This window comes from Aeromonas sp. 3P (assembly GCF_051919745.1).
Taxonomy (GTDB): domain Bacteria; phylum Pseudomonadota; class Gammaproteobacteria; order Enterobacterales; family Aeromonadaceae; genus Aeromonas; species Aeromonas veronii.
In genome coordinates, this window is sequence record NZ_JBQBED010000001.1 from 3,558,260 (window position 1) to 3,582,942 (window position 24,683).

20 protein-coding genes and 3 pseudogenes are annotated in these 24,683 nt (G+C 58.0%); 17 read left to right on the forward strand and 6 right to left on the reverse strand.

Annotation, left to right across the window (positions count from 1 at the left end; all coding sequences use genetic code 11):
• Positions 1-3 precede the first annotated feature (3 nt).
• Together ACTG19_RS16560 and ACTG19_RS16565 are read right to left on the reverse strand one after the other, a co-directional pair.
• On the reverse strand, positions 4-459 hold the full coding sequence (locus ACTG19_RS16560; RefSeq protein ID WP_005335704.1) for an NfeD family protein: 456 nt from the start codon (positions 457-459) through the stop codon (positions 4-6).
• Positions 456-1,379 carry an SPFH domain-containing protein gene (locus tag ACTG19_RS16565; RefSeq protein ID WP_047439600.1) on the reverse strand — a complete coding sequence of 308 codons (924 nt, stop codon included), beginning with the start codon at positions 1,377-1,379 and terminating at the stop codon, positions 456-458. Before ACTG19_RS16565 ends, ACTG19_RS16560 begins: the two co-directional genes overlap by 4 nt.
• 331 nt (positions 1,380-1,710) lie before the next feature.
• Here ACTG19_RS16565 and ACTG19_RS16570 point away from each other — a divergent pair, with 331 nt between their 5' ends.
• The 17 genes and pseudogenes from ACTG19_RS16570 (at position 1,711) to cysC (ending at position 19,451) form a co-directional block, all read left to right on the forward strand.
• Positions 1,711-3,045, forward strand: a complete 1,335-nt coding sequence (locus tag ACTG19_RS16570) for a molybdopterin-dependent oxidoreductase (protein WP_439964508.1) — start codon at positions 1,711-1,713, stop codon at positions 3,043-3,045.
• Positions 3,042-4,328, forward strand: a complete 1,287-nt coding sequence (locus ACTG19_RS16575; protein WP_439964507.1) for a nitrate reductase — start codon at positions 3,042-3,044, stop codon at positions 4,326-4,328. The genes ACTG19_RS16570 and ACTG19_RS16575 overlap by 4 nt, the downstream gene beginning before the upstream one ends.
• A 110-nt stretch (positions 4,329-4,438) precedes the next feature.
• Entirely contained in the window at positions 4,439-5,017 is a 579-nt protein-coding gene (locus ACTG19_RS16580) for an ANTAR domain-containing response regulator (protein WP_323876334.1), read from the forward strand.
• Between the two features lie 355 nt (positions 5,018-5,372).
• Entirely contained in the window at positions 5,373-6,716 is a 1,344-nt protein-coding gene (locus ACTG19_RS16585; protein ID WP_047439598.1) for a CmpA/NrtA family ABC transporter substrate-binding protein, read from the forward strand.
• 14 nt (positions 6,717-6,730) lie between these two features.
• The gene (locus ACTG19_RS16590) at positions 6,731-7,660 is read left to right on the forward strand and encodes an ABC transporter permease (protein WP_047439596.1); all 930 of its coding nucleotides are present in this window, start codon (positions 6,731-6,733) and stop codon (positions 7,658-7,660) included.
• A gap of 15 nt (positions 7,661-7,675) precedes the next feature.
• Positions 7,676-8,503, forward strand: a complete 828-nt coding sequence (locus ACTG19_RS16595) for an ABC transporter ATP-binding protein (protein WP_421280691.1) — start codon at positions 7,676-7,678, stop codon at positions 8,501-8,503.
• 55 nt (positions 8,504-8,558) lie between these two features.
• Positions 8,559-10,175: pseudogene (nirB, locus tag ACTG19_RS16600) on the forward strand (nitrite reductase large subunit NirB); the annotation flags it as partial.
• Positions 10,112-10,312, forward strand: a pseudogene (locus tag ACTG19_RS16605) (hypothetical protein); the annotation flags it as partial. The pseudogenes nirB and ACTG19_RS16605, both read left to right, overlap by 64 nt.
• Positions 10,313-10,318: 6 nt before the next feature.
• On the forward strand, positions 10,319-11,017 hold the full coding sequence (locus tag ACTG19_RS16610; RefSeq protein ID WP_439965715.1) for a hypothetical protein: 699 nt from the start codon (positions 10,319-10,321) through the stop codon (positions 11,015-11,017).
• On the forward strand, positions 11,014-11,358 hold the full coding sequence (gene nirD, locus ACTG19_RS16615; protein ID WP_052200078.1) for a nitrite reductase small subunit NirD: 345 nt from the start codon (positions 11,014-11,016) through the stop codon (positions 11,356-11,358). Before ACTG19_RS16610 ends, nirD begins: the two co-directional genes overlap by 4 nt.
• 155 nt (positions 11,359-11,513) lie before the next feature.
• A complete protein-coding gene (gene cysG / locus ACTG19_RS16620) occupies positions 11,514-12,950 on the forward strand; it encodes a siroheme synthase CysG (RefSeq protein WP_421280685.1) in 1,437 nt (478 codons plus the stop codon).
• Between the two features lie 96 nt (positions 12,951-13,046).
• Positions 13,047-14,015, forward strand: a complete 969-nt coding sequence (cysD, locus tag ACTG19_RS16625; RefSeq protein WP_052200077.1) for a sulfate adenylyltransferase subunit CysD — start codon at positions 13,047-13,049, stop codon at positions 14,013-14,015.
• A 12-nt stretch (positions 14,016-14,027) separates the two neighbouring features.
• On the forward strand, positions 14,028-15,455 hold the full coding sequence (gene cysN / locus ACTG19_RS16630; protein ID WP_439989283.1) for a sulfate adenylyltransferase subunit CysN: 1,428 nt from the start codon (positions 14,028-14,030) through the stop codon (positions 15,453-15,455).
• Between the two features lie 4 nt (positions 15,456-15,459).
• On the forward strand, positions 15,460-16,488 hold the full coding sequence (locus ACTG19_RS16635; protein WP_439989284.1) for an SLC13 family permease: 1,029 nt from the start codon (positions 15,460-15,462) through the stop codon (positions 16,486-16,488).
• A 64-nt stretch (positions 16,489-16,552) separates the two neighbouring features.
• On the forward strand, positions 16,553-17,971 hold the full coding sequence (locus tag ACTG19_RS16640; protein WP_004576012.1) for an IS66-like element ISAs21 family transposase: 1,419 nt from the start codon (positions 16,553-16,555) through the stop codon (positions 17,969-17,971).
• 1 nt (position 17,972) lies between these two features.
• Positions 17,973-18,722, forward strand: a pseudogene (locus ACTG19_RS16645) (SLC13 family permease); the annotation flags it as partial.
• A gap of 138 nt (positions 18,723-18,860) precedes the next feature.
• A complete protein-coding gene (gene cysC / locus ACTG19_RS16650) occupies positions 18,861-19,451 on the forward strand; it encodes an adenylyl-sulfate kinase (RefSeq protein WP_439989285.1) in 591 nt (196 codons plus the stop codon).
• Between the two features lie 258 nt (positions 19,452-19,709).
• Here the strand turns inward: cysC and ACTG19_RS16655 are convergent, their stop codons facing one another.
• The 4 genes from ACTG19_RS16655 to ACTG19_RS16670 all read right to left on the reverse strand — a co-directional run bounded on the left by ACTG19_RS16655 (position 19,710) and on the right by ACTG19_RS16670 (position 24,409).
• Entirely contained in the window at positions 19,710-21,314 is a 1,605-nt protein-coding gene (locus tag ACTG19_RS16655) for a DUF2326 domain-containing protein (RefSeq protein WP_439989286.1), read from the reverse strand.
• Positions 21,307-21,528: an ABC-three component system middle component 7 gene (locus tag ACTG19_RS16660; protein ID WP_439989287.1), complete on the reverse strand. Its 222-nt coding sequence runs from the start codon at positions 21,526-21,528 to the stop codon at positions 21,307-21,309. Before ACTG19_RS16660 ends, ACTG19_RS16655 begins: the two co-directional genes overlap by 8 nt.
• Complete coding sequence (locus ACTG19_RS16665) at positions 21,512-22,273, reverse strand: ABC-three component system protein (RefSeq protein WP_439989288.1); 762 nt, start codon at positions 22,271-22,273, stop codon at positions 21,512-21,514. Before ACTG19_RS16665 ends, ACTG19_RS16660 begins: the two co-directional genes overlap by 17 nt.
• 498 nt (positions 22,274-22,771) lie before the next feature.
• On the reverse strand, positions 22,772-24,409 hold the full coding sequence (locus ACTG19_RS16670) for a methyl-accepting chemotaxis protein (protein ID WP_439989289.1): 1,638 nt from the start codon (positions 24,407-24,409) through the stop codon (positions 22,772-22,774).
• Positions 24,410-24,683: the final 274 nt, after the last annotated feature.

Consider the following 24,683-nt stretch of genomic DNA (forward strand, 5'->3'; position numbering starts at 1 on the left):
GCGTCAGTTGCGGGGTTCAACCAGCAGGATGTGGGAGTCGGCCCCGACCACCCTGACCTTGCTGCCCGCAGGCAGCGACTCGTCGCAGCGCACCGTCCAGACCGTGTCGTCCAGATGCACCCGACTGGTGCCCTGAGTCACATCATCCAGCAGGGTCAGCTCGCGGCCCATATAGCTCTGCATCCGCTCGTTGATGGTGCTGGCGGCATCCTGACCCGAGTTATCGCGCTGGTGCTGCCAGCGCCACCAGGCCCAGGTGGTGAGCAGGGATTGCACCGCAAACAGCAGCAACTGCGCCTGCCAGCCAAAGGGCCAGATCAGCAGCAGCAGGCCCACTTCCAGCGCGGCGATGCCGGTCCAGAGCAAAAAGCCCACCGAGCCGAGCACCTCGATGGCCAGCAGAATAAAGCCGAGCCCCAGCCAGTGCCAATGGGTCAGCCCCTCTAACAGGGCTGTCATGACTTGCTGCCCTTGCCATCTTTGTTGAACAGCTCGGCCATGCCAGCCACCGAGCCAATCAGGCTGCCCGCTTCCAGCGGCATCATGATGATCTTGCTGTTGGGGCCTTCACCGATGCGGGCCAGTGCCTCGGTATATTTCTGGGCCACGAAGTAGTTGATGGCCTGCAGGTCTCCTTCCGCAATTGCCTGGGAGACCATATGAGTCGCCTTGGCTTCCGCCTCGGCTGCCCGCTCCCGTGCTTCGGCGGCGAGGAAGGCGGCCTGACGCTCACCTTCGGCTTTGAGGATCTGGGACTGCTTCTCACCTTCCGCTTTCAGGATTTTGGACTGGCGCACCCCTTCGGCCTCCAGCACCTCGGCCCGTTTCTGACGCTCGGCCTTCATCTGGGCGTTCATCGCCTCGACCAGTGCCAGCGGCGGGCGCACATCTTTAATCTCGATGCGGGTCACCTTGATGCCCCAGGGGGCGGTAGCGGCATCCATGGTGCGCAACAGCTTCTCGTTGATGGTGTCGCGCTGGGAGAGCATCTCGTCCAGCTCCATGGCACCGAGCACGGTGCGCATATTGGTCATGGTGAGATTGCGGATGGCGCTGGTGAGATCGTTGACCTCATAACCCGCTTTGCGGGCATCCACTACCTGCACAAAGCTGATGGCGTCGATGGTGACGTTGGCGTTGTCGCGGGAGATCACCTCTTGCGCCGGGATGTCCAGCACCTGCTCCATCATGATGATCTTGTGACCGACCCGATCCACATAGGGGATCAGCAGATTGAGACCGGGTGAGAGGGTGCGGGTGTAGCGACCAAAGCGTTCTACCGTCCAGTTGTAGCCCTGGGGCACTATCTTGACTCCGGCCGCCAAGGTGGCGATCACCAGGAATACGAAAAATCCCAAGACAATCAGTGATTCATTCATCGTGCTTCTCCATGTTCGGTGTATCGATAGACTACACTCGGTGTCCTCAGATCACCATGAGTCCTTGTCTTGATCCTCTGTGGCCCCAAAACAGGGCGTGTGCACCAGAACGGGGGCTAGCGAATGCATTGCGGTGAGCTGCTGCTGGCGCTGTAACGGTGGGAAAGTTGGCGCAATCCTTGCTATAAATCACTTTACCGCAGGGTATACCGGTTGCCACTGTGCAGCCGCAAGGGTATAGATACAAACAAATTGGCAGTGGCATGACGCAGGCGTCAGCTCCGCAAGGGGCTGGCGCCTTTTTTACTGGCGGCGCTGGGGGATAAACAGCATGAAGAGTGTGTGCGCATATTGTGGGGTAGGATGCGGGGTTAGTCTGGAGCAGAGTGACACGGGGTGGCAGTTAAGTGGTGACGCTACCCACCCCGCCAACAAGGGGGCACTCTGCATCAAGGGGAGCAGCCTTATCGACAGCCTCGATTTTCCCGAACGTTTGCTCTACCCCCGTTGGCATGGCGAGCAGTTGGATTGGGATCGTGCGCTCGATCGGTTGGCGGGCGAACTGGATCGCATCATCTCGGAGTCCGGCCCGCAGAGTGTGGCGATCTATTTATCTGGTCAGCTCACCACCGAAGATTATTACGTGGCCAACAAATTGATGAAAGGGTTTATCGGCTCACCCCATGTCGATACCAATTCACGGCTCTGTATGTCATCGGCGGTGGTGGCCCATCAGCGTGCGTTTGGCGAAGATCTGGTGCCGGCGTGCTATGAAGATCTCGAGCTCGCCGATCTGGTGGTGCTGACCGGTGCGAATACGGCTTGGACCCATCCAGTGCTGTTTCGGCGTTTGCAGCAGGCCCGGGTACAGCGCCCCGGCATGAAGTTGGTGGTGCTCGATCCGCGGGAGACCATGACGGCCAGCCAAGGGGATCTGCACCTGCCGCTGCGCCCGGGCAGTGATGTAGCCCTGTGGAACGGCCTTTGCCGTTACCTGCTTGATAGCGGTGGTTGGGATCAGGAGTATGTTGCCCGGCATGTGGCTGGTTTTGCTGAACTGGCCAGTGAACTGGATCACGCCTGCTGGCGCCCAGAGGCGGTGGCAGCCAGTTGCGATCTGCCACTCTCGGATCTGCTGGGCTTCTACAGGCTGTTTGCGGCCAATGCGCGCACCGTTACCCTGTTTTGTCAGGGGATCAATCAATCGGAACAGGGCGTCGATCAGGCTGGCTGTATCATCAATGCCCATTTGTTGACCGGGCGCATCGGTAAACCGGGAGCGGCTCCTTTTTCCATGACGGGTCAGCCCAACGCGATGGGGGGGCGCGAAGTGGGGGGGCTGGCTACTCAGCTGGCGGCCCACATGGGATTTGATGAGGCAAGCCGCGATCGTCTGGCTCGGTTCTGGGGGGCGCCGCAGCTTGTCAGTGGTCCGGGTCATAAGGCGGTGGCGTTGTTTGAGGCACTTCATCGTGGTGAGATCCGGGCGCTCTGGGTGATTGGCACCAATCCAGCGGTTTCGTTGCCTGATTCGCTACGGGTATGTGACGCGCTGCGGCGTTGTGAGCTATTGGTGGTATCCGATGTGACGGCGGCAACCGACACCGCCCGTCTGGCCCATCTGTTATTGCCGGCAGCCGCCTGGGGGGAGAAGGGGGGACAGTGACCAATTCGGATCGCACCATCAGCCGGCAGCGCGCATTTTTGGCTGCCCCCGGAGAGGCTCGTCCCGACTGGTGGACATTAACACAGGTGGCGCGTCGGTTGGGCTTTGCCGACGCGTTTCCCTATGAGCATGAGCAGCAAATTTTCTGTGAACATGCCGCCTTGTCGGGCTTTGAGAACGACGGATCGCGCCAGTTCGATATCTCCGGCTTGGCCACGCTGGATCGCACTCAGTTTGAGGCATTATCACCCATCCGCTGGCCCGTTAATGGCGCCAATCCGACCGGCTGTGATCGACTGTTTTCCGATGGGCGTTTTGCCACTCCGGATGGTCGTGCCCGGCTGGTAGTGGCTGCGCCGCAGAGCGAGAGCCCGGCATCTCCGACGGGTGAGGGCGTGGCCTTGTTGCTCAACTCTGGGCGGTTGCGGGATCAGTGGCACACCATGACGCGTACGGGTCATGTGGCACGATTGCAGGAGGCTGAACCCTGGCCATCTCTGCGATTGGGGCCGGCCAGCCTGCTGGCGCTGGGAGCCGAGCCAGGCTCCTTGCTGCGGATCCGCAGCCAGCAGGGGGAGAGCCTTGCACTGGCCTCCCGTGATGAGGGGCTGCGAGAAGGGGAGGCCTTTTTACCGATGCACTGGAGCGAGGTCTACAGCCAGGGGGCGGGTGTCAACCGGCTGGTGTCAGCCCGGCTCGATCCGCTGTCGGGGCAGCCTGCTTTCAAGCAGACGCAGGTCAGGGTAGTGCGCCAGCCATTGTGCTGGCAGGGGTTGTGGTTGGCGGAGCACCGCTTTGCGCACCCCGTCTCCTGGTGGGCCCTGCGCACCCTGAGGGGAAGCAGTGGCAAGCGTGTTTGTCAGTGGTTGGCTGATTGGCACGAGACAGCCGAGCAGGTGTGGTGTCGCCTCTGTGCCGGGGGGAACTGGCTGCGAGTGCCACAACCGCAGGGGTGGCTGGCGATCGAGTTGCTACAAGGGCGCATAGTCAGCTTGCTGTTGGTCACGCCGACCCCCCAATCGGTCAGGATCGATGGGCTGGCCAGTCTGCTTGGTGCGCCACTGCAAGCCGATGCGCTTGTCTCTACCCTGGATCAGGCACTGGCGGGCACCAGTCGACAGGTCTGTTCCTGTCTGCGCGTGAGCGAGCATCAGATTCTGGAGGCGATCACCCGGCAGGGGGTGAATGAGGTGGCAGGCTTGCAGGCACTGCTGGGATGCGGCAGCAATTGCGGGACTTGTCTGCCGGAAGTTGCACGTTTGCTGGCCACTCGGCAGACATAATACCTGAACTACCCCTGATACCTCTTGATGGATAAAAAGGAGGTATATTCAACAAGTTGGCTTTCAGATTGCCTGAGTTGGCACAACTCAGTCTCATGGAAGAGATCATCATGTTCCTCACCTCTCCCGGCGGTGTGAGCCGCTCCCTACTGTTGATCCATGCCGATGATCCGCAGCAGGCCAATCGGTTGGCTGTCCTTGGCAGCCATTATGGTCATCGAACCCGGATCCTCGATCGCCGCGCTTTGGTGGCGGAAGGCGAGGCCGCCGATGGGCTTCTGATCAGTTGCCGCCGCTTGAGTGCCGAGATCCGTATCGGACTTATCGAGCGGCCCGCCTTGGCCAAAGTGCTGTTTTGTAGTCGTCTGAGCGTGGCGGAGCAGGAGGTACTGTTGGCAAAGGGGGTGTGGTTGGTGCCCCATGATTGCGGTGAGCAGGAGCGAATCGAATCCTGGCTGACACTGGCTCGCCAGCTGCAAATGGTATTGGGGGACGGGGTGCGGCGGGAGCAAAATCTGCAGCAACAACTGGAGGAGCGCCGCTGGGTGGAGCAAGCGAAAGGGCAGTTGATGCAGCGCCAGGCGCTGAGTGAAGAGGCGGCCTATCAGTTGTTGCGCAAAACCGCAATGGATCAGGGCAAGCGTATCGGCGTTCTGGCTCGTCAGCTGTTGCAGCTACTGGCGGACTAACTTGCTCGAGCTGTCTGGCCAAACTGGTGCAGCAGCGACCCGAATTGGCGCAACGGATGGCTCGGGTGGTGAGGGGGGAAGCCTGAAAGGCAGGTGTGGCACCTCTGTGCTCGGGATCACATAAACTGGCATGCAATGTGAATAGCAGTGAATAGCAATAAAGACATGAAGTGATAACGCATTAGCCGCAGTCGCCATCCATGGCGTTGTGATTGCGGCACACATTGACCTGACGATGTCAGGTAACAGGCACTGTCGCCTCACCGATCACCCGATCGGTGAGGCGTTTTTTTTGTGGCTCAGCCAATGGCAATGGCGCCGTTTGCTGGATCCGCTTCACACAGGGAGAGACGTGATGAGCATGATCAAATGGGGGGCGCTCTGTGGCGCCGTCTTGTTGGGGGCCGCCGCACAGGCACAAGTGGGTGAGCCGGAAAAAGAGACACTGCGGCTCGGGTTTATCAAGCTGACTGACATGGCGCCGCTGGCAGTCGCCTACGAGCGGGGCTATTTCGAGGACGAAGGGCTCTATGTGACCCTGGAGGCCCAAGCCAACTGGAAAGTCTTGCTGGATCGGGTGATCGGTGGCGAGTTGGATGGCGCGCACATGCTGGCAGGTCAACCACTGGCCGCCCATATCGGTATTGGCACCAAGGCCGAGCTGGTGACCGCTCTGTCACTGGATCGCAACGGTAACGCCATCACAGTGGCCAATTCGGTCTGGGAACAGATGCAACCGGCCCTGGTCAACCATACGGGACCGATCAGCGCTGCTGCATTGCAGCCCGCCGTGGAGCAGTCGCGCCGTGATGGCAAGCCGTTCAACATGGGCATGGTATTTCCGGTCTCTCCCCACAACTATGAGCTGCGCTACTGGTTGGCTGCCGGTGGGCTGCACCCGGGGTTTTACGCCCCGGAGCGAGGTGATAACTCGGGTCAGCTCAAGGCCGATGTGTTGCTCTCGGTGACCCCTCCTCCCCAGATGCCAGCCACGTTGGAGGCAGGCACTATCAAGGGGTACTGCGTGGGCGAACCGTGGAATCAGCAGGCACTGGCCAAGGGGATTGGCAGACCGGTGATTACCGATAGCGAGATTTGGCACGCCAATCCCGAGAAGGTATTGGGGGTCACCCGGACCTTCGCCGAACAGTATCCCAATACCCATGTGCGAATGGTCAAGGCCCTGCTGCGGGCGGCCTACTGGCTGGATGAGCAACATAACCGCAATCGGCCTGAAGCGGCCCGTCTGCTGGCGCGTCCCGACTATGTAGGCGCGGATGAGCAGGTGATCGCCAGTTCAATGATCGGCACCTTCCGCTACAGCAAGGAGGATGTGCGTCAGGCCCCCGACTTTACCCTCTTTTTCCGGCAACACGCCAGCTACCCCTTCTACTCGGATGCGGTCTGGTTTTTGACCCAGATGCGTCGCTGGGGTCAGATCCCCACCGCCAAGCCAGATAGCTGGTACGACGCGGTCGCTCGGGCTGTTTATCGACCCGATGTCTACCGCCAGGCTGCCGAAGCACTGATTGCCGAGGGCAAGTTCAAGGCTGCCGACTTTGTCGATTTTGCTCATGAGAGTGGCTATCGGGCACCGGATGCCGGTTTTATCGACGGCATCACCTTTGACGGGCGCCAACCCAACGCCTATCTCGCGCAGTTCCCCATCGGCCTCAAGGGCGATGAGCGGGCAGAGTAACCAAGGAGCATCCTATGAATCTCAATATTTGCAAACGTCTGGGCTTGCCCTTGCTGGGTTGTGCACTGTTTCTGCTGCTATGGCAGTGGGGGGCTGGCCATGTCAACACCTCCCTGGGGGCCCTGCCGGGGCCAGTTGCGACGCTGAGTCAGGCGGGACGGCTTGGTGAGGAATTTGTGGCCGAGCGGGAGCGTGAGCGCGCATTTCTGGCGCGTCAGGCTCAGCGCAATGCCGAGCGGTTGGCGATCGATCCTGCCGCCAAGGTGCGCATCGTGCCCTACACCGGGCGACCCACCTTCATCGATCAGGTATTGACCAGCTTGCGCACCGTGTTGCTCGGTTTTGGTCTGGCCAGCCTACTGGCCGTGCCGTTTGGCATCCTGCTGGGGATGAATCCGCGGCTTTATCAGGCCATCAATCCACTGGTACAGGTGCTAAAACCTATCTCCCCACTGGCATGGCTGCCGCTGATCACCCTGGTGGTGAGTGCCCTCTACGTCAGTAGCGATCCGCTGTTTGCCAAGTCGTTCATCGTTTCGGCGGTGACGGTGGCGCTCTGTTCGCTGTGGCCAACCCTGATCAATACCGCGGTCGGGGTCAGCACGCTGGATCCGGATCTGGGGAATGTCAGCCGGGTGTTGTGTCTCTCCTGGCCTACCCATGTGCGCCGTATCGTGCTGCCGAGCGCCTTGCCGATGATCTTCACCGGTTTGCGGCTCTCGCTCGGGGTGGCCTGGATGGTGCTGATTGCCGCCGAGATGCTGGCGCAGAATCCGGGGCTCGGCAAATTCGTATGGGATGAGTTTCAAAGCGGCGGTGCCAGCTCGCTGGCACGCATCATGGTGGCGGTGCTCACCATAGGACTTATTGGATGCGGTCTTGATCGACTGATGCTGTCGCTGCAGTTGCGCTGGTCGTGGGATAAACGCGCCGAGCTGCGCTAACAAGAGGGATAAGGGATGAGCGCATTCTTGCAATTGAGCAACATGGGGGTGGGGTTCACCACCGAGCGTGGTTACTTCGAGGCGCTGGCCAATGTCAACTTGCGCATCGAACAGGGGGAATTCATCTCCCTCATCGGTCATTCGGGATGCGGCAAGAGTACCTTGCTAAACCTGGTGGCCGGGCTGTGCGAGCCGAGTTGTGGCGGGGTCATTCTGGCCGGTCGCGAAGTCCGTGGGCCTGGCCCGGAGCGAGCCATGGTTTTTCAACACCATGCGCTGTTGCCCTGGCTCTCGGTGTTCGAGAACGTCGCCCTGGCGGTGCGCCAGGTCGAGTCGGGTCGGGGCCGGGTGAGTGAGCGGGTGATGGAGTTTCTCTCTCTGGTACAGATGGATCATGCCGCCGACAAGATGCCACACGAAATATCGGGGGGGATGAAGCAGCGGGTTGGCATTGCCCGCGCGTTGTCACTCAGCCCCAAGGTGCTGTTGATGGATGAGCCGTTTGGCGCGCTCGATGCGTTGACCCGGGCGCATCTGCAAGATGCCTTGATGGCCATTCAGGCCAGGCTCGGTACGACGGTGCTGATGGTGACCCACGATGTGGATGAGGCAGTGTTGTTGTCGGATCGTATCGTGATGCTGACCAACGGCCCCAGCGCCACTATCGGTGAGGTATTGACGGTGTCGCTGCCCCGGCCGCGGGATCGGGTGGCGCTGGCCGACGATCATCACTACCACAGGCTACGCCAGCAGGTGCTGCGTTTTTTGTATGAAAAACAGCGCAAGGTCACCCCGCTCAAAGGGGAAGAGAGCAAGCCACAGGCCGGCAAGTTGCGGGCGTGAGAGAGTAAGGAGTACAGGGATGAACAAACAGCGATTGGTGGTAGTGGGCAACGGTATGGTCGGCCACCACTTTGTGGAGCAACTGGTGGCGGCCGGCGGGTTGGCACAGTTCGAGTTGAATGTGCTGGGGGCGGAGCCAGATCCGGCATATGACCGGGTCCACCTCTCCGAGGTGTTTGGTGGCAGAGCCCCCGAGGCGCTGCGGTTGGCGGATCCGGGCTGGTATCACGATCAGGGCATCCCCCTGCGTCTGGGGGCGAGCGTGGAGGTGATCGATCGGCAAGCGGGTCTGGTGCAGTTGAGTAATGGGGAGGCTATTGGTTATGACCGTCTGGTGCTGGCCACGGGGTCGATGCCCTTTGTGCCACCGATCCCGGGACGAGATCGTAGCCACTGCTTTGTCTATCGCACTCTCGATGATCTGATTGCGATCCGCGAAGCCTGTGCCCATGCGCGCAGCGGGGTGGTGATCGGTGGTGGACTGCTCGGGTTGGAGGCGGCCAATGCCTTGCGCCTGCTCGGTCTGCAAACTCATGTGGTGGAGTTTGCGCTTCGCCTGATGCCGGTTCAGCTCGATGAGCTGGGGGGAGAGTTGCTGGCCAGCAAGATTGCCGCGCTCGGCGTAGAAGCGCACTTGGGCAAGGTGACCGAGCGTATCGTCGATGGTGAGCAGGCTCGCCACCGGTTGGTGTTTGCCGATGGCGGGCACCTGGAGTGCGACGTGCTGCTCTTCTCGGCCGGGATCCGTCCGGCCGATAGTCTGGCGCGCGGTGCCGGGCTGGCGGTGGGTGAGCGCGGCGGTATCGTCATTGATGAGCAGTGCCAGTGCTCGGATCCGGCCATTCTGGCCATTGGTGAATGTGCGTTGTGGCAGGGGCGGATCTTTGGTCTGGTTGCTCCCGGCTATCAGATGGCTCGTGCCGCCGTGGCCACCCTGTGTGGTGGCGAGAGCCGTTTCAATGGCGCTGACATGTCTACCAAGCTCAAGTTGATGGGGGTGGATGTGGGGGCCATCGGTGATGGTCAGGGGGTGACCGCAGGCGCCCAGTCGCTGTTGCTGCTTGACCGAAGCACAGGGGTCTACAAAAAACTGGTGGTTGATGAGCAGGGTGAGCGGTTGTTGGGGGCCATCCTGGTGGGGGATGGGGCCGACTACGATCGGTTGCTCACCTACTACCAGCAAGGGATGCCCTTGCCCACCCCGCTATTGGCGTTGCTCACTGGTGAGGGGGATACGGTGGCCGCACCGCTGACCTTGCCAGAGAGCGCAACCCTCTGCTCCTGCCATAACGTGAGCAAGGGGGCCGTGGCAGCGGCGGTTCGGGCCGGGCATCACGAGCTGGGTCAGATCAAGGCCGTGACCCGCGCCGGCACCGGCTGCGGGGGGTGCAGTAACCTGCTTAAACAGGTGCTGGATCAGACCCTGAGCGAGCTCGGGGTCGAGACCGACAATCATTTGTGCGAACACTTTGCCTTCAGCCGTCAAGAGTTGTGCCATCTGATCCGGGTCGAGCAGATCCGCGACTTTGACACGCTGCTGACTCGCCATGGTCAGGGGCTTGGCTGCGAGGTGTGCAAGCCGGTGATCGCCTCCATCCTCGCCTCGCTATGGAACGAACACGTGTTAGAGAAGCCGCATCGGGCGCTGCAAGACAGCAACGATCGTTTCCTCGCCAACATCCAGCGAGATGGTACCTATTCGGTGGTGCCACGGATTGCAGGGGGGAAATTACCCCGCGCGGGCTCATCACCCTTGGGGAGATCGCCGAGCGTTACGGGCTCTTTACCAAGATCACTGGCGGCCAGCGGATCGACATGTTGGGGGCTCGGCGCGATCAGTTACCGGCGATCTGGCGTGACCTGGTGGCGGCGGGCTTCGAGACCGGCCAAGCCTATGGCAAGTCGGTGCGTACCGTGAAGTCATGCGTGGGGTCCACCTGGTGCCGCTACGGGGTACAGGATTCGCTGGCGATGGCCCAGCAGTTGGAGCACCGCTACAAGGGGTTGCGAGCACCCCATAAGCTGAAGTTTGCCGTCTCCGGCTGTACCCGTGAGTGTGCCGAGGCCCAAAGCAAGGATATCGGTGTGATTGCCACCGAGCGGGGCTGGAATCTCTATGTCTGTGGCAATGGCGGCATGCGCCCGCGTCATGCTGACCTGTTTGCCACCGATCTGGATGACCAGACCCTGATCCGCTACATCGACCGTTTGCTGATGTTTTATGTGCGTACCGGGGATCGCTTGCAGCGCACCTCGGTCTGGCTGGAAGGCATGGAAGGAGGGCTCGACTACCTCAAGTCCGTCATCATCGAGGACCGACTCGGTATCGGGGGCGAGTTGGAATCGGCCATGGCGGCCGTGGTGGGTAGTTGGGAGTGTGAATGGAAGGCCACGTTGGCCGATCCCGACAAGCTGCGGCTGTTTGAGGCCCATCTGAATCAACCAGAGGAGATCACCCCGCCGCGCCATGAGATCCGTGGTCAGTGGGTGCCCGAGATCAAGGAGGTGGTATGACGACATCCGGTATGGCGTGGCTGCCCGCCTGTGAATTGACGCAGCTGGAGGAGGGCGTGGGACGCAGCCTGCGGGTGGCCGATCGCGTGGTCGCACTGTTTCGCTGTGGTGGCGAGATCTATGCCCTCGACGGGATGGACCCGGTGGCGGGGGTGGCGGTGATGGACTCCGGCTTGGTGGGTGACTGCCAGGGGGAGCCTATGGTCGCCTCGCCCCTTTATAAGCAGCGCTATTCGCTGCGCGATGGCCGCTGCCTCGATAACCCTGCGCTGGGGCTGCGGCCTTGGCCTATCAAGATCGAGGAGGGGCAGGTCTGGCTGGCCCAGCCTGACTTGACGTGATCCCCTCAGGCGCCCCAGCCCCTTGGGGCGCCTGCTCTTAGCGGCCGCTGGCTGCTCTCTTATATTCCTTATAGTTCTAAATGAACGTTCTTTATTATTTTGTTGCGCGCTGGCGCCCCGCTAGAGTGCGCTCATCAGGTATGGAGAGGTGCAAAATGGATTATTTGCCGATGTTTGCCAAGTTGGAAGGCCGCCCGATACTGCTGGTGGGCGGGGGCGAGGTTGCCCTGCGCAAGGCGCGCCTGCTGCTGGCGGCCGGTGCCCGGCTGACCCTGGTCTCCCCGAAGCTTGAACCGGAATTTGCGGAATTCACCGGGCGTTTCAGCCATCTGGCGGAGCGCTTCACTCCGGCCCATCTCGCAGGCCAGATTTTGGTGGTAGCGGCGACCGACAATCTCGAAGTCAACGCACTGGTTTATCAAAGTGCCAATCAGCTGGGTCTGTTCGTCAACGTGGTGGATGACCCCAAGCGTTCCAGTTTTATCTTCCCCTCGATTATCGATCGCTCGCCGCTGATGGTGGCGGTCTCCAGCGGCGGCAAGGCGCCGGTGCTGGTGCGCCTCTTGCGCGAGCGGCTGGAGAGCCTGCTGCCGCGCCATCTCGGCGGGCTGACCGAGCTATCCGGCCGGGTCCGTGACAAGGCCAAGCAGGTGCTCTCCTCGATTTCCGATCGCCGCCGCTTCTGGGAGCGCGCCTTTGCTTCCAACACCCTCGCCAGCCTGATTGAGAAAGAAGATTGGCAAGGTGCCGAGCAGTGGCTGAGCGATGGCCTCGATCAGGCGAAAAGCGAAGTGGGCGAGGTGGTCTTGGTCGGCGCGGGCCCCGGCGATCCGGGCCTCTTGACCCTCAAGGCGCTGCAACAGATTCAACAGGCTGAAGTGGTGCTCTACGACCAGCTGGTCTCCGCCGAGATCCTCGATCTGGTGCGCCGCGACGCCACTCTGGTGTCAGTTGGCAAGAAGGCGGGTGCCCACAGCGTGCCGCAGGAGGAGACCAATCGCCTGCTGGTGGAATACGCCAAGGCGGGCAACCGGGTGGTGCGGCTGAAAGGGGGCGATCCCTTTATGTTTGGCCGGGGTGGCGAGGAGCTGGAAGTGCTGGCCGACGAAGGCATCCCCTTCTCGGTGGTGCCCGGCATCACGGCCGCCGCCGGTGCCACCGCCTATGCAGGTATTCCGCTCACTCATCGTGATTACGCCCAGAGCGCTGTCTTTATCACGGGTCATTGCCAGATCGATGGCAAGGAGCCCGACTGGCAGCAGCTCGCCGCCACCAGTCAGACCCTGGTCATCTACATGGGGCTGATGCGCTCCGAGCATATCCAGCAGCAGCTGGTGGATCACGGCCGAAGCCAAGCCACCCCCATCGCCATCATCGAGCGCGGCACCACATCCCGCCAGCGGGTGCTGACCGGCACGCTGGCCGACTTGGCCGAGCTTGCCAAACAGGCGGTGAGCCCGTCGCTTATCGTCATCGGCGAAGTAGTGGCACTGCGCGAGCGGCTCGCCTGGTTTGGAGAAAAAAGCGGCGAGCAGCTGCGCGCTAACCCGGATCTCGATGGCTGCGACCTCAAGCTGGTGCAGCTGGCCTGACCGAGAAAGAGATATTTGATGCGGCTGCCGATGCGGCCGCGCACTGAACCACCCAGCGCCCCGAGCAGGCGCATAAGCAATGACCCGAGGACCAACATGGACCGTGAAAGATTGACCCACTTGCAGCAGCCGAACGCGGAGAGCAGTCATGCAGGTGTCTCTCGTGAAAGATTGACACATCTGCAGCAGCTGGAAGCCGAAAGCATCCATATTATCCGCGAGGTGGCTGCCGAATTTGAAAACCCGGTGATGATGTACTCCATCGGCAAGGACTCCTCCGTCATGCTGCACCTGGCCCGCAAGGCCTTCTATCCGGGCAAGATCCCGTTTCCCTTGCTCCACGTCGATACCGACTGGAAGTTCAAGGAGATGATCAAGTTCCGCGATGAGACCGCCAGGAAGTACGGGCTGGATCTCATCGTCCACAAGAACCCGGAAGGGCTTGCCATGGGCATCAACCCCTTCGTCCACGGTAGCGGCAAGCACACTGACATCATGAAGACCGAGGGGCTCAAGCAGGCGCTCAACAAATATGGCTTCGACGCCGCCTTCGGTGGCGCCCGTCGCGACGAGGAGAAGTCCCGCGCCAAGGAGCGGGTCTACTCCTTCCGTGACAAGTCCCACCGCTGGGATCCGAAGAACCAGCGCCCGGAGCTGTGGCGGGTCTACAACAGCCAGGTCAACAAGGGGGAGAGCATCCGGGTGTTCCCGCTCTCCAACTGGACCGAGCTGGATATCTGGCAATACATCTATCTCGAGAACATCGACATAGTGCCGCTCTACTTCGCCGCTTACCGTCCGGTGGTGGAGCGCAACGGCATCAAGATCATGGTGGATGACGATCGTATGCCGCTGACCGCCGAGGATGAGGTGAAGCAGGAGCTGGTGCGTTTCCGCACCCTCGGCTGCTATCCGCTCACCGGGGCCATCGAATCCGATGCCACCACCTTGCCGGAAATTATTGAAGAGATGCTGCTCACCACCTCGAGCGAGCGGCAAGGGCGGCTGATTGACCACGATCAGGCCGGCTCCATGGAGCAGAAGAAGCGTCAGGGATATTTCTAAGGAGTCGTCAGCATGAACAGCCATATTCAGACCGCCATCACCGAACAGGGCATCGAAGCCTATCTGCACGCCCAGCAGCACAAGAGTCTGCTGCGTTTTCTCACCTGCGGCAGCGTGGATGACGGCAAGAGCACCCTTATCGGTCGCCTGCTGCACGACTCCCAGCAGATCTATGAAGATCAGCTCAAAGCGCTGGAGTCCGACAGCCAGAAGCTCGGCACCACCGGCGAGAAGCTGGATCTGGCGCTGCTGGTAGACGGCCTGCAAGCGGAGCGCGAGCAGGGCATCACCATCGACGTGGCCTACCGCTATTTCTCCACCGCCAAGCGCAAATTTATCATCTCGGATACCCCGGGCCACGAGCAGTACACCCGCAACATGGCCACCGGCGCCTCCACCTGCGATCTGGCCATCATATTGATCGATGCCCGCAAGGGTGTGCTGGATCAGACCCGCAGCCACAGCTTTATTGCGAGCCTGCTTGGCATCAAGCAGTTTGTGGTGGCGGTCAACAAGATGGATCTGGTGGAGTTCAGTCAGGAGGTGTTCGAGCGCATCAGTGCCGATTACCGCGAGTTCGCCAAGAAGCTCAGCGTCGACACCATCCATATCGTGCCGGTCTCGGCACTGGACGGTGACAACGTAGTCAACCAGAGCGACAAGCTGGCTTGGTATCAGGGCGAAACCCTGCTTGCTCTGCTGGAGTCTGCCGAGGTTGAGCGCGAGCTGGAGCGCCATCCGGTGCGCCTGCCGGTGCAGTATGTGAACCGCCCCAATCTCGATTTTCGCGGTTTCGCGGGCACGCTTGCCTCCGGCATTCTGCGGGTGGGCGACAAGCTGGCGGTGCTGCCGTCGGGCAAAGAGAGTACCGTGACCCGCATCGTCACCTTCGACGGGGATCTGGAGTACGCCCTGCCGGGTCAGGCCATCACAGTCACCTTCGCCGACGAGATCGACATCAGCCGCGGCGACCTGCTGGTGGATGCCGCCCAACGTCCGCAAGTGACCCAGAATGTGCTGGCCCATATCGTCTGGATGGGGGAGGAGTCCCTGCAACCGGGTCGGGTCTACGACGTCAAACTGGCCACCAAGAAGAGTCGCGGTCAGGTGGAGGCCATCCGCCACCGAATCGAGATCAACAAGCTGGACGAGCTGCCCGCCAGCGAACTCAAGCTCAACGAGATCGGCCTGTGCGAGCTGAGCCTCACCGACCCGGTGGCGTTCGACCCGTATCAGGAGATCCGCGATACCGGCAGCTTTATCCTGATCGACCGGCTGACCAACGTCACCGTCGGCGCCGGCATGATAGTGGAAGGCTTGGCCGCCAAAGCGGTAAAAGGGCACTACAGCGAGTTCGAGATCGAGCTAAACGCCTTGGTGCGCAAGCACTTCCCGCACTGGCAAGCCCTTGCCATCGGTAACGACACAAGCAAGGAGTAAGCCCATGACCTGGCAACAATTCCTGGTGCTGGGTCTGCTGGCTGCTCTCGTGGCCCTGCTGATCCAGGGCAAACTCCGCCCGGCGCTGCTCTTCTCGGGCGCCGTGCTCATCACCTACCTGAGCGGGCTGGCGGATATCAATGCCGTGGTGGCGGGCTACACCAACAGTGCCCTGCTGACGTTGGTGCTGTTGCTGCTGGTGTCGCTGGCGGTGGAGAAGACCCGCATCATGAGCTGGTTCGCCAATCTGGTGGGCACGGGTTCATTCAACAAGGTGCTGGTGAAGGTGTGGTTCTCCACCGCCTTCCTGTCTGCCTTCGTCAACAACACCGCCGTGGTGGCTTCCATGCTGGGCGCGGTCAAGCGCAACCCCAACCATGCGCCGTCGCGACTGCTGCTGCCCATGTGCTTCGCGGCCACCTTTGGCGGGGTGCTGACCCTGATCGGCACCTCCACCAACCTTATCGTCAACAGCTTCCTCATCAAGATGGGGGCGCCGCCGCTCGGCATGTTCGACTTCTTTATGGTGGGGGCGGGCACCCTGCTGACCGGTCTGGTGGCCGTGCTGCTGTTTGCCCGTCACCTGCCGGAGCAGGATACCGAGATGAGCCGCGAATCCGGCTACTTTCTCGAAGCCAAGGTGGGCGCCGGTTCGCCGCTGGCGGGGCGCAGCGTCAAGGAGAACGGCCTGCGCAGCCTGAAAAGCCTCTATCTGGCGGAAATCATTCGCGGCGATCAGGTGATCTGCCCGGTGCAGCCAGAACACGAGCTGCACGAAGGGGACGTACTGCTCTTTTGCGGCGATGTGGAGAGCGTCGGCGTGTTGCAGGAGATGAAAGGGCTGGATCTCTACGGCCAGCACCGCCTCAACGGCCAGCATCTGGTAGAGGTGATCGTCAGCCACAGCTCGCGGCTGGTGGGTCAGACCATCAAGGATGCCGAATTTCGCACCCACTTCGATGCGGTGGTACTGGCGGTGCGCCGCGGCGAAACCGTAACTGTTCACCCAGATGGCATTGACAGGAAAAAGTGAGACGATCATCCCTTGATCCACTGTTGCCCCTTGCCTGATCCCGCCAGCTTGGCACCATCACGTCATGAGCAAACCCATTACGCCACCACCCGGCCTGCCGCTGACCCTCGAGCAAGCCAACGAGCTGATTTACAAGCTGATGGCGCGCATCGCCGAGCTTGAAGACCGCCTCAACCAAAACAGCAATAACTCCTCCAAGCCCCCCTCCACTGATGGCTCGGGGACCCCGCCTGCGCGCAAGCGCCCCGCTTCCGGCAAGGCTCGTGGTGCCCAGCCTGGCCACAAGGGGCAGCGGCGTGAACGTCATCCTGAGGACGACCGACTGACGGCAATACCACACTATCCTGCCCGGCAGTGCGCCTGCTGTGGTGAGCAGGTGGTGTCCCATGACAAGCCCTACCGGGTTCATCAGGTGTTTGACCTGCCCGAGGTCAGCTATGTGGTGACAGAGCATCAGCTGTATCGGGGCACCTGCCGTGGGTGCGTCACCACCAGTGAAGCAGCCCTGCCCGATACGGTGAGCCACAGCCAGATGGGGGCTAATCTGCTGAGCTATATCGCTTTGCAGAGTGGTCAGTTCCACCAGAGCATCAGCAAGATACAGCAGCAGCTCAAGCAGCACTTCGGTTTGAGCTTTAGCCGAGGCGCCATCAGTGAAGCGCAAGGCCGGGTCAGCGCCATGCTCACCCCGACCCACCAAGCCATCAAACAGCAAGTGCAGTCTGCCGCCATCATCCATGCCGATGAAACCCGGCACCAGCGGGGCGGTGAGCGACGCTGGATGTGGCTGGCCCTGAGCAAGGTCGCGGTCTGCTTCATGACGGCGTTTGGCCGCGGTCAGGAGGCAGCGAAGCGGTTGCTGGGCAGTGAGCTTGATGGGGTGCTGGTGACCGACCAGTATGCGGGATACCGCTTCATCGACAGCGCCCAGCGCCAACTGTGCTGGGCGCATGTGCTGCGCAACGTGGCGGCGATTGCCGAGAGTAGCGACGCCGTCAACCAGCCTATCGGAGCCCGGCTGGTACTGCTGGCTGACACGGTGTTCAGAACCCGGCATGGCTATGAACAAGGCTGCTTAAGCCGGGAGCAGTACCAGCGAAGGTTGCAGCGATGTCGGCAAAGCTGGCGAAGGCAGCTGGAGCGGGGCAGTGTACTGTGTTCCAAGCGCTACCGTGGGCGCTGCCAGTTACTGCTCAAGGACGATGAGATGCTATGGCGTTTTATGGAAAACGACGAGATAGCGCTGACCAACAATGAAGCGGAGCGGGCGCTGCGTGGCTATGTGCTGTGGCGCAAGGGAAGCTATGGCGTCTGGTCGCATCGAGGCGAGCAGTTCAGGCAGCGTATCCTATCGTTGGTGGAGACGGCCAAGCGATTGGGCCGCTGCCCGCAGGAGTGGCTGAGGGCAGTTGTCAGGTCCTGCATCGAGAAAACCGACTACCCGTTCCCGGAGGAGTTGGTGCTGTCAACACCGTCCCGGTGAACGGTTACGCGAAACCCAGCTTACCGGCGGCCTCGGCCAGATTGAACTGCACGCCGGTGATACCCTGCTGCTGGCCCCCGGCCCCCAGTTTGCCCGTAACAAGTCGCTGGGGCGGGAGTTTGTGGTGGTGAGCGGGCTGGAAGCCTCTACCCGCCTCGATGGCAAGCGCAGCGCCGCCGTGGTGCTGGGGTTTCTCGGGGTGCTGGCGCTCTCGGTATTCGATCTGGTGCCGCTGTTCAAGGGCTTGCTGCTGATGCTGGTGGCGCTGCTGCTCACCCGCATTCTGACCCTGGACGAGATCCGCCGCCGCTTCCCGCTGGATATCTGGCTGGTGGTGGGCGGGGCGCTGGCCATCGCCGATCAGCTGGAAAAGAGCGGACTGGCCAAGCTTATCGCCGACTGGCTGATGGGAGAGTTTAACGGTGCCAGCCCCATCATCGCCTTTATCGGTATCTATGTGTTTACGCTGGTGCTGACCGAGCTGATGAGCAACAACGCCGCCGCCGCGCTGGCCTTCCCCATGGGTTACCAGCTGGCGCTCAGCATGGGTGTCTCGACCATGCCGTTTATTCTGGCGGTGCTGTTCGGGGCGAGCTCCAGCTTTATCCTGCCCTACGGCTACCAGACCAACCTGATGGTCTATGCCGCGGGCAACTACAAGATGCCGGACTACCTCAAGCTGGCGCTGCCGGTCTCGCTGGCCTATAGCCTAGGGGTGATTGTGATGGTGCCCCTGCTGTTTCCGTTTTAAGGCGTGAGCGCCAATCAAGGCGTGTTGGATGAGTAATGCCATGGCATCAGCACGTTGTCGGCGGATAGTCCGAGGCGGCTCCCCGTGGTGCCGGACAGTTTAAGTTTTGAGGCGTGAGCGCCAATCAAGGAGTGTTGGATGAGTAATATCGTGTGGCACAAGCATGCCGTGGACAAACAGAGCCGGGCCGAGCTTAAAGGGCAAAAGCCACTGGTGATCTGGTTTACCGGGCTCTCCGGGGCGGGCAAATCGACCCTGGCGGGGGCGCTGGAGCAGGCGCTGGCGGCACAAGGCAAGCACACCTATCTGCTGGATGGGGACAATGTGCGCCACGGTCTCTGTGGCGATCTCGGCTTCGATGATGCCGCGCGGCAGGAGAATATCCGCCGGGTCGGCGAGGTGGCAAAACTGATGGTGGATGCGGGACTTATCGTGCTCACCGCCTTTATCTCGCCATTTCGTGCCGAGCGCGAGCTGGTGCGCAGCCTCTTGGGGGAAGGGGAGTTTGTCGAGGTGTTTGTCGATGCACCGCTCGCCATCTGTGAAGAGCGCGACCCCAAGGGGCTCTATAAAAAAGCGCGGGCAGGGGAAATTACGAATTTTACCGGTATCGACTCCGCCTACGAGGCACCGGAACAGCCGGAAATCCATCTGCTTAATGCCGGTAAACCGGTGGATACGCTGGTGGAGGAGTTGCTGACCGCCCTGCGGCAGGGGAACTACCTGTAATTGGATCGGAAGAACCTAAAACAAGCTCTCGCCAGCCGGCCAGTTGGCCACCACAGGCGCTGCTGGGCTGGCGGCAGCCACTATAAGCAAAAGCTTGGTCATTATCGGAAAACCCATAAATCCAGCTTATAGTGGCGCCAGCGAGCCTTGAGCCACCCCAAGGCAGCCGATAGCAACCCCGCAACGGGATATTCCGATCCTTGCTTATATCGCGGCGGGGTTATTCGCGATTGTCCGAATACGCTGCGCTATTCGAACCTACGGGGTTGTTTTATTTTTCCACTTAACACCAAAGGCAACACGATCCTTGTCTAGCTTTAAAAACTGTGAGTCTTTTATTATTCTTTGCGTGTTAATTTTGTACTTTGATGTTTCATCAATAGAAATAAATATTTGTTTGTCAAAATAAGAGTAAGTTGAAATCAGGTTTTCTATTGATGTTACATCCATGTTCTTGAATAGCAGACTATCGTGAATGATATTCGGTAGGCATGTCTTCTCTAGAAATGTTAGATCTAGGGATATCATGTTCGCAAATCCTTTTCCTGTTCCTCTGTCATCACCTCGATCGAAATTATAGTCATTATCAAAAATATGGATTTTTGGACTTATTGGATTTTCCGTATATATACGCTTGATATATTTAGCTAACCCTTCGTTTATTGTGGTTTGAATTTTTTCAACTGAATCGACAAGTGCATATTTTATATCTGAACTAATGGACTTTATTTTTTCCTTAACATCTTCGTCCTTTTCCCAAAAATTATTTTGCTGGGTTAGCCTTTTTTCAAGGCGATCAAGTTCAATTAATTTTTCAAGCATATAAACGGACTCTTCTTTAGAGTCAACAATTTCAAGGAGTTTTTCGTCAATTGTCTGTATTTCTTTGTTGATGTCATTGATATTTTCAATGAGAGAGCGTTTTTCTTCATTAAGTTGATTCCTCATTATCTTGCTAATTCCATTATGAAATGAATCAACTTGTGACAGGCGATCTTTATCTATCTCTGGGAAGAACTCAACTAATTGGACAAAGCTTTTACTATTTTTTAGTGTTGTTTTTGAAAGACTGTCTTCAACTCGACTCAGGCTGGTTTCTAGCTTTATTCTCATTTCAATGAGAGAATCTTTATTTCTCTTAAGTTCAGAATTTTCTTTGCTGATTAATGATTTTATGTCAGTTACATTTGTCTCTAGGGCTTTCTTAATACTAGCAATGAGGTCTCTAAGTTCTAAAATTTTATCCTCATTTAGTTTAAATGTTCTTTTGTTAATTTTAGTTATCGCACCAGTATTAAACGTTCCCTTGATATCATTCTTGCGCTCTGTCTCAGTCTTCTTGTTCTGTTCGAGTTTTTCGATAGTGCTGTACTCGTTGAATAGCTTAAGAATGCGCTTTCTGATAGATAGCCACCCTTCTTTGTGAAAGTTGTCCAAAGGTCGCTTATCATTGTAGTTGTCTCTCTGGTAGATTCTATAGAATCCGCTTACACACTCACGAAAAGATAGTGAATTTTTGTCAATGTTATATTTCTTCTGAAGAAAGATCCTGAAATCTTCAATAGTTAAAACAGATTGTTCTTCAATATGATAAACATCATTACTGGTGCTAGTGTTTCGAACGAAAGAATATGTTTTATCAAACTCAAATACCATGCCGACATCAAAGTCGCCGATGTTCTTAATTACATCATCACACTTTATTGGGAAGTCATCTCCGCCAAAAGCAAAATCAATTAACATTAAGATAGATGATTTTCCAATTGAATTATGAGCATCGTCAGCACCAACTACAGAGTTTAAACTGCTTTTGAACATCAAGGTTGTTTCTATAATTTTTTCGCAGGTAATAGATTTAAGCAATTTTAATAACTCCGTTAGTTGAGTCTAAATTTATTCTTTTTAGAGAAAATAGGATATCAAGAGCTTCAATATACTCTGGAATGTCAGAAAATAGTTTTTTATTCTTTATGTATAGTTCTGTAACCGCCACATCACCATCGATTTTTGACATTAGCTTTGCGGCTTTATAAATTCCACTTTCATCAATCGCTATAATTTTATTCGGCATTATCATCAGAAAATATCTCGCAATTTTGAATAAAGTAAGAAACTAAAACTTCAGCTTTAGTTCTTTCTGTTATTCCAGTATTGACCATGAACCACTCACACATGTGTTCAAAGATTTGACTTTGACTAAAATTTTGGAGTAATAGAGCGGTATAGAATGTTCTTACTTGATTGCATATAAATAGAGAGCTTGCTTTCCTTTGCATTTCAAGGTGCTTGAGAGATTCTTTGATATGGGCGAAGTAGTTGATGACAAACATATTGACTTTCATTTCATTAATTGGCCCAAAAGTGTCATCTGTTTTTTCTGATACCTTAAGTGCATCATATGAAAGTTTAGTGTCTGCTAATTCGTCTTTATTTAGTTTGCTGATGTTTTCTGCGACAATAGAAATGTCTCTATGCAAGGTTTGAGTATCCCAAGTTGCGGTGAGAGCATGTATTTTATTAATTGTTCTCTTTATTTCAACTAACTGCCTATATTCGGTGACAGTTTTTTTAGTGTCATACATCTTGTGGCATTCTTTACAAAGAGCAATGAAATTACCTTCTGAGTCAATGTCATCACAGAGTTTTTCTTCATTTACTAGCAGTGTTATTTCACTAGGCGTGGCGTTTAGTGGATATATATGAGCTACATCAAACACCCGAACCGGTATATTAGATGCTTTTCGTTTGATTAGACTCTTTCGGCATAGGGGGCATTTTCCCTGAACTTCTGAGAGTAGGCCCATTTTAATCGTATCGTTCACCTGTGCTCGTCTTAACTGTTCTGCCAATCTGATAATACTCCGCAGTGAGAATTTATAAGTAGAGTAAATTGAGCCACTGAATAGACTGACACTATGACAGTCACCATTGCAAAAAGGAGTGTAGGGTAAGGACACGACTCACAGGCCTGTTGCATCAAGCAAAGCTACCGCCCCTGAATCCCAGCCTCCAGTCTGCTGCTTTTTACCTGCGTTTTGGCATTGGCCTGACTCATGGCTGACTCCGACAAGAGGTTGCCAAGCGGCTATGTTACCGAACGGGGCTGGGGTGAAAAGCGCAAGCGGGCCGTTTCCTGAGCAAGATCGATAAATTAATCATTAACGGGTTTAAATGTGGTCGATCAACCGCTTGGGCCCATCAGCGCAGAGGAAAATCAGACGGTGAAAGCGGGAGTATCGTCCTCTTGTTGGCGGGTATGAAAAAACCAAATGGGCCTGCGGGCCCATTTGGTTTTTCTGCGGTGATTGTTTGTGTTGTGGTTATCTGGCTTGGCGTACCGGCACGGTGCGGGCGGTGGCCACTTCGTAGCGGCTCTGGGTTGCCGGAGCGCCCTTCTGGAACTGGCGTACCAGCCGGTCGAGATCGCTCAACTGGTTGACCAGCTGGGTGATGCCGTGCACGGCGTGCTGGCTGCCCACGCTGGAGTCATCGGCCAGGGTCTTGATGCTGAGCACGTTGCGGTTGATCTCGGCGGTGACGTGGGACTGCTCCTGCACCGCCTGGGCAATCTGGCTGCTGCCGGAGGCGACCTGCTGCAACATGTTGTTGATTTGCTGGAGTATGGTGCCGGTCGCGGTGGCCTTCTGCTGGCAACTGTCGGCAAGTTGGCAGCCCTTCTCCATCGCTTGCTCAGCCTCGCCAGAGCTGTTTTGCAGCTCGGTGATCATCTTCTGGATCTCGCTGGTCGAGGATTGGGTCTTGATGGCGAGGGTGCGGATTTCGTCAGCCACTACCGAGAAACCGCGACCCGCTTCGCCAGCCCGGGCCGCTTCGATGGCGGCGTTGAGGGCCAGCAGGTTGGTCTGGTTGGCGATGTTGTTGATCACATCGAGGATGCCGTCGATATCGCGGCAGTGGCCGACCAGCGCACTGATCACGCTCTTGGAGGTGATAAGTTCGCTGTTCATGCCCGCCACGGCAGCCACGGTTTCGGCCACGCTACTGTTGCCGCTCTTGAACAGCACGGCTGTTTCATCCAGCAGGCTGGAGGAGTCAGTCGAGCTTTGTGACACCTCGCGAATGGATTCCGACATTTCGGTCACGGCAGTGGCTACCTGATTGGTTTCGGCCTGCTGCTGTTGCAGGTTGTCGGTGATGGATTCGGCGTTGCGCAGATCCCCCTCGGCGGCCTGCAGGATCTTGCTGCAAGTCTGTTGGGTGCGGGCCAGCACGGCGTTGAACTCGGCCTGATTCATCACCATCGAGAGTTCGATGGCGGCGATATTGTCCACCTTGTTGGTGTAGAGCAGCTGCATCAATGGGTTGTCAAAGCGGCTGCGGGCCATCTTGTTGAGCTTGCCGAGGCGACGGGAGAGGGCATTCAGGGTGATGGCCGCTATCGCCAGCGGCAGGGCGGCCAGCGCCAGTTGCCAGTTCATATCGTGGCTGTAGCCCAAGGCAAACATGGCGAGCAGGCTCAGCAGCAGGCAGAGGTTGATGGTCAGGGTATGGGAGAAGGTGGGCAGCTTGAGCGCCAGCGGCAGCTTGTTGTTGCGAAGGTCGGCATAGACCTTCTCGGCCCGCTGTTTGATCTCCTCGCTCGGGGCGGTGCGCACCGACTGATACTCCACCACCCGGCCGCTGGCATCCTTGATGGGGGTGACAAAGGCGCTGACCCAGTAGTGATCACCGTTCTTGCAGCGATTTTTCACCGGTCCCATCCAGCTCTTGCCATCCCTGATGTGACCCCACAGATCGGCAAAGGCCTGTTTCGGCATGTCAGGATGGCGCACCAGATTGTGGTGTTCCCCCTTCAGCTCGTCGAGCGAGAAGCCTGCAATATCGCAGAACTCATCGTTGGCGTAGGTGATGCGGCTCTCCAGATCCGTGGTGGAGATGAGGCTCTGGTGGTCTGGATAGAGACGTTCTCTTTGGGTAACCGGTTGATTGATTCTCATGGCCTTGCTCCCGAGCTGTGGTGGTTAAAATTTGATCTGCATCAAGACATGTGCAAGGGGCGGGCCAGCTGGCAAAAACTAATGATTGATGTATTATTAGCGAGGTTTGGAGAGGAAAAGCGCGTGGTTGTTTGCAATATGCAACGGATCTGACGGGGTGTGCCTTTGCGGCATCTGCAATTTGCAACCTATTCTGGGCAAGCCCATAAGCTTGGAGCCAGCAGCTGGATGCGAAGGAACCACAAACAGACGGGGCATCCGCTGCCCCGCCAGA

Coding starts and splice junctions, on each gene's coding strand:
- cysG (WP_421280685.1), top strand. CDS start 11,514: ATGGATTATTTGCCGATGTTTGCCAAGTTGGAAGGCCGCCCGATACTG.
- cysC (WP_439989285.1), top strand. CDS start 18,861: ATGAGTAATATCGTGTGGCACAAGCATGCCGTGGACAAACAGAGCCGG.
- ACTG19_RS16560 (WP_005335704.1), bottom strand. CDS start 459: ATGACAGCCCTGTTAGAGGGGCTGACCCATTGGCACTGGCTGGGGCTC.
- ACTG19_RS16660 (WP_439989287.1), bottom strand. CDS start 21,528: ATGATAATGCCGAATAAAATTATAGCGATTGATGAAAGTGGAATTTAT.
- ACTG19_RS16580 (WP_323876334.1), top strand. CDS start 4,439: ATGTTCCTCACCTCTCCCGGCGGTGTGAGCCGCTCCCTACTGTTGATC.
- ACTG19_RS16595 (WP_421280691.1), top strand. CDS start 7,676: ATGAGCGCATTCTTGCAATTGAGCAACATGGGGGTGGGGTTCACCACC.
- cysD (WP_052200077.1), top strand. CDS start 13,047: ATGGACCGTGAAAGATTGACCCACTTGCAGCAGCCGAACGCGGAGAGC.
- cysN (WP_439989283.1), top strand. CDS start 14,028: ATGAACAGCCATATTCAGACCGCCATCACCGAACAGGGCATCGAAGCC.
- ACTG19_RS16670 (WP_439989289.1), bottom strand. CDS start 24,409: ATGAGAATCAATCAACCGGTTACCCAAAGAGAACGTCTCTATCCAGAC.
- nirD (WP_052200078.1), top strand. CDS start 11,014: ATGACGACATCCGGTATGGCGTGGCTGCCCGCCTGTGAATTGACGCAG.
- ACTG19_RS16635 (WP_439989284.1), top strand. CDS start 15,460: ATGACCTGGCAACAATTCCTGGTGCTGGGTCTGCTGGCTGCTCTCGTG.
- ACTG19_RS16565 (WP_047439600.1), bottom strand. CDS start 1,379: ATGAATGAATCACTGATTGTCTTGGGATTTTTCGTATTCCTGGTGATC.
- ACTG19_RS16570 (WP_439964508.1), top strand. CDS start 1,711: ATGAAGAGTGTGTGCGCATATTGTGGGGTAGGATGCGGGGTTAGTCTG.
- ACTG19_RS16590 (WP_047439596.1), top strand. CDS start 6,731: ATGAATCTCAATATTTGCAAACGTCTGGGCTTGCCCTTGCTGGGTTGT.
- ACTG19_RS16610 (WP_439965715.1), top strand. CDS start 10,319: ATGTTGGGGGCTCGGCGCGATCAGTTACCGGCGATCTGGCGTGACCTG.
- ACTG19_RS16640 (WP_004576012.1), top strand. CDS start 16,553: ATGAGCAAACCCATTACGCCACCACCCGGCCTGCCGCTGACCCTCGAG.
- ACTG19_RS16585 (WP_047439598.1), top strand. CDS start 5,373: ATGAGCATGATCAAATGGGGGGCGCTCTGTGGCGCCGTCTTGTTGGGG.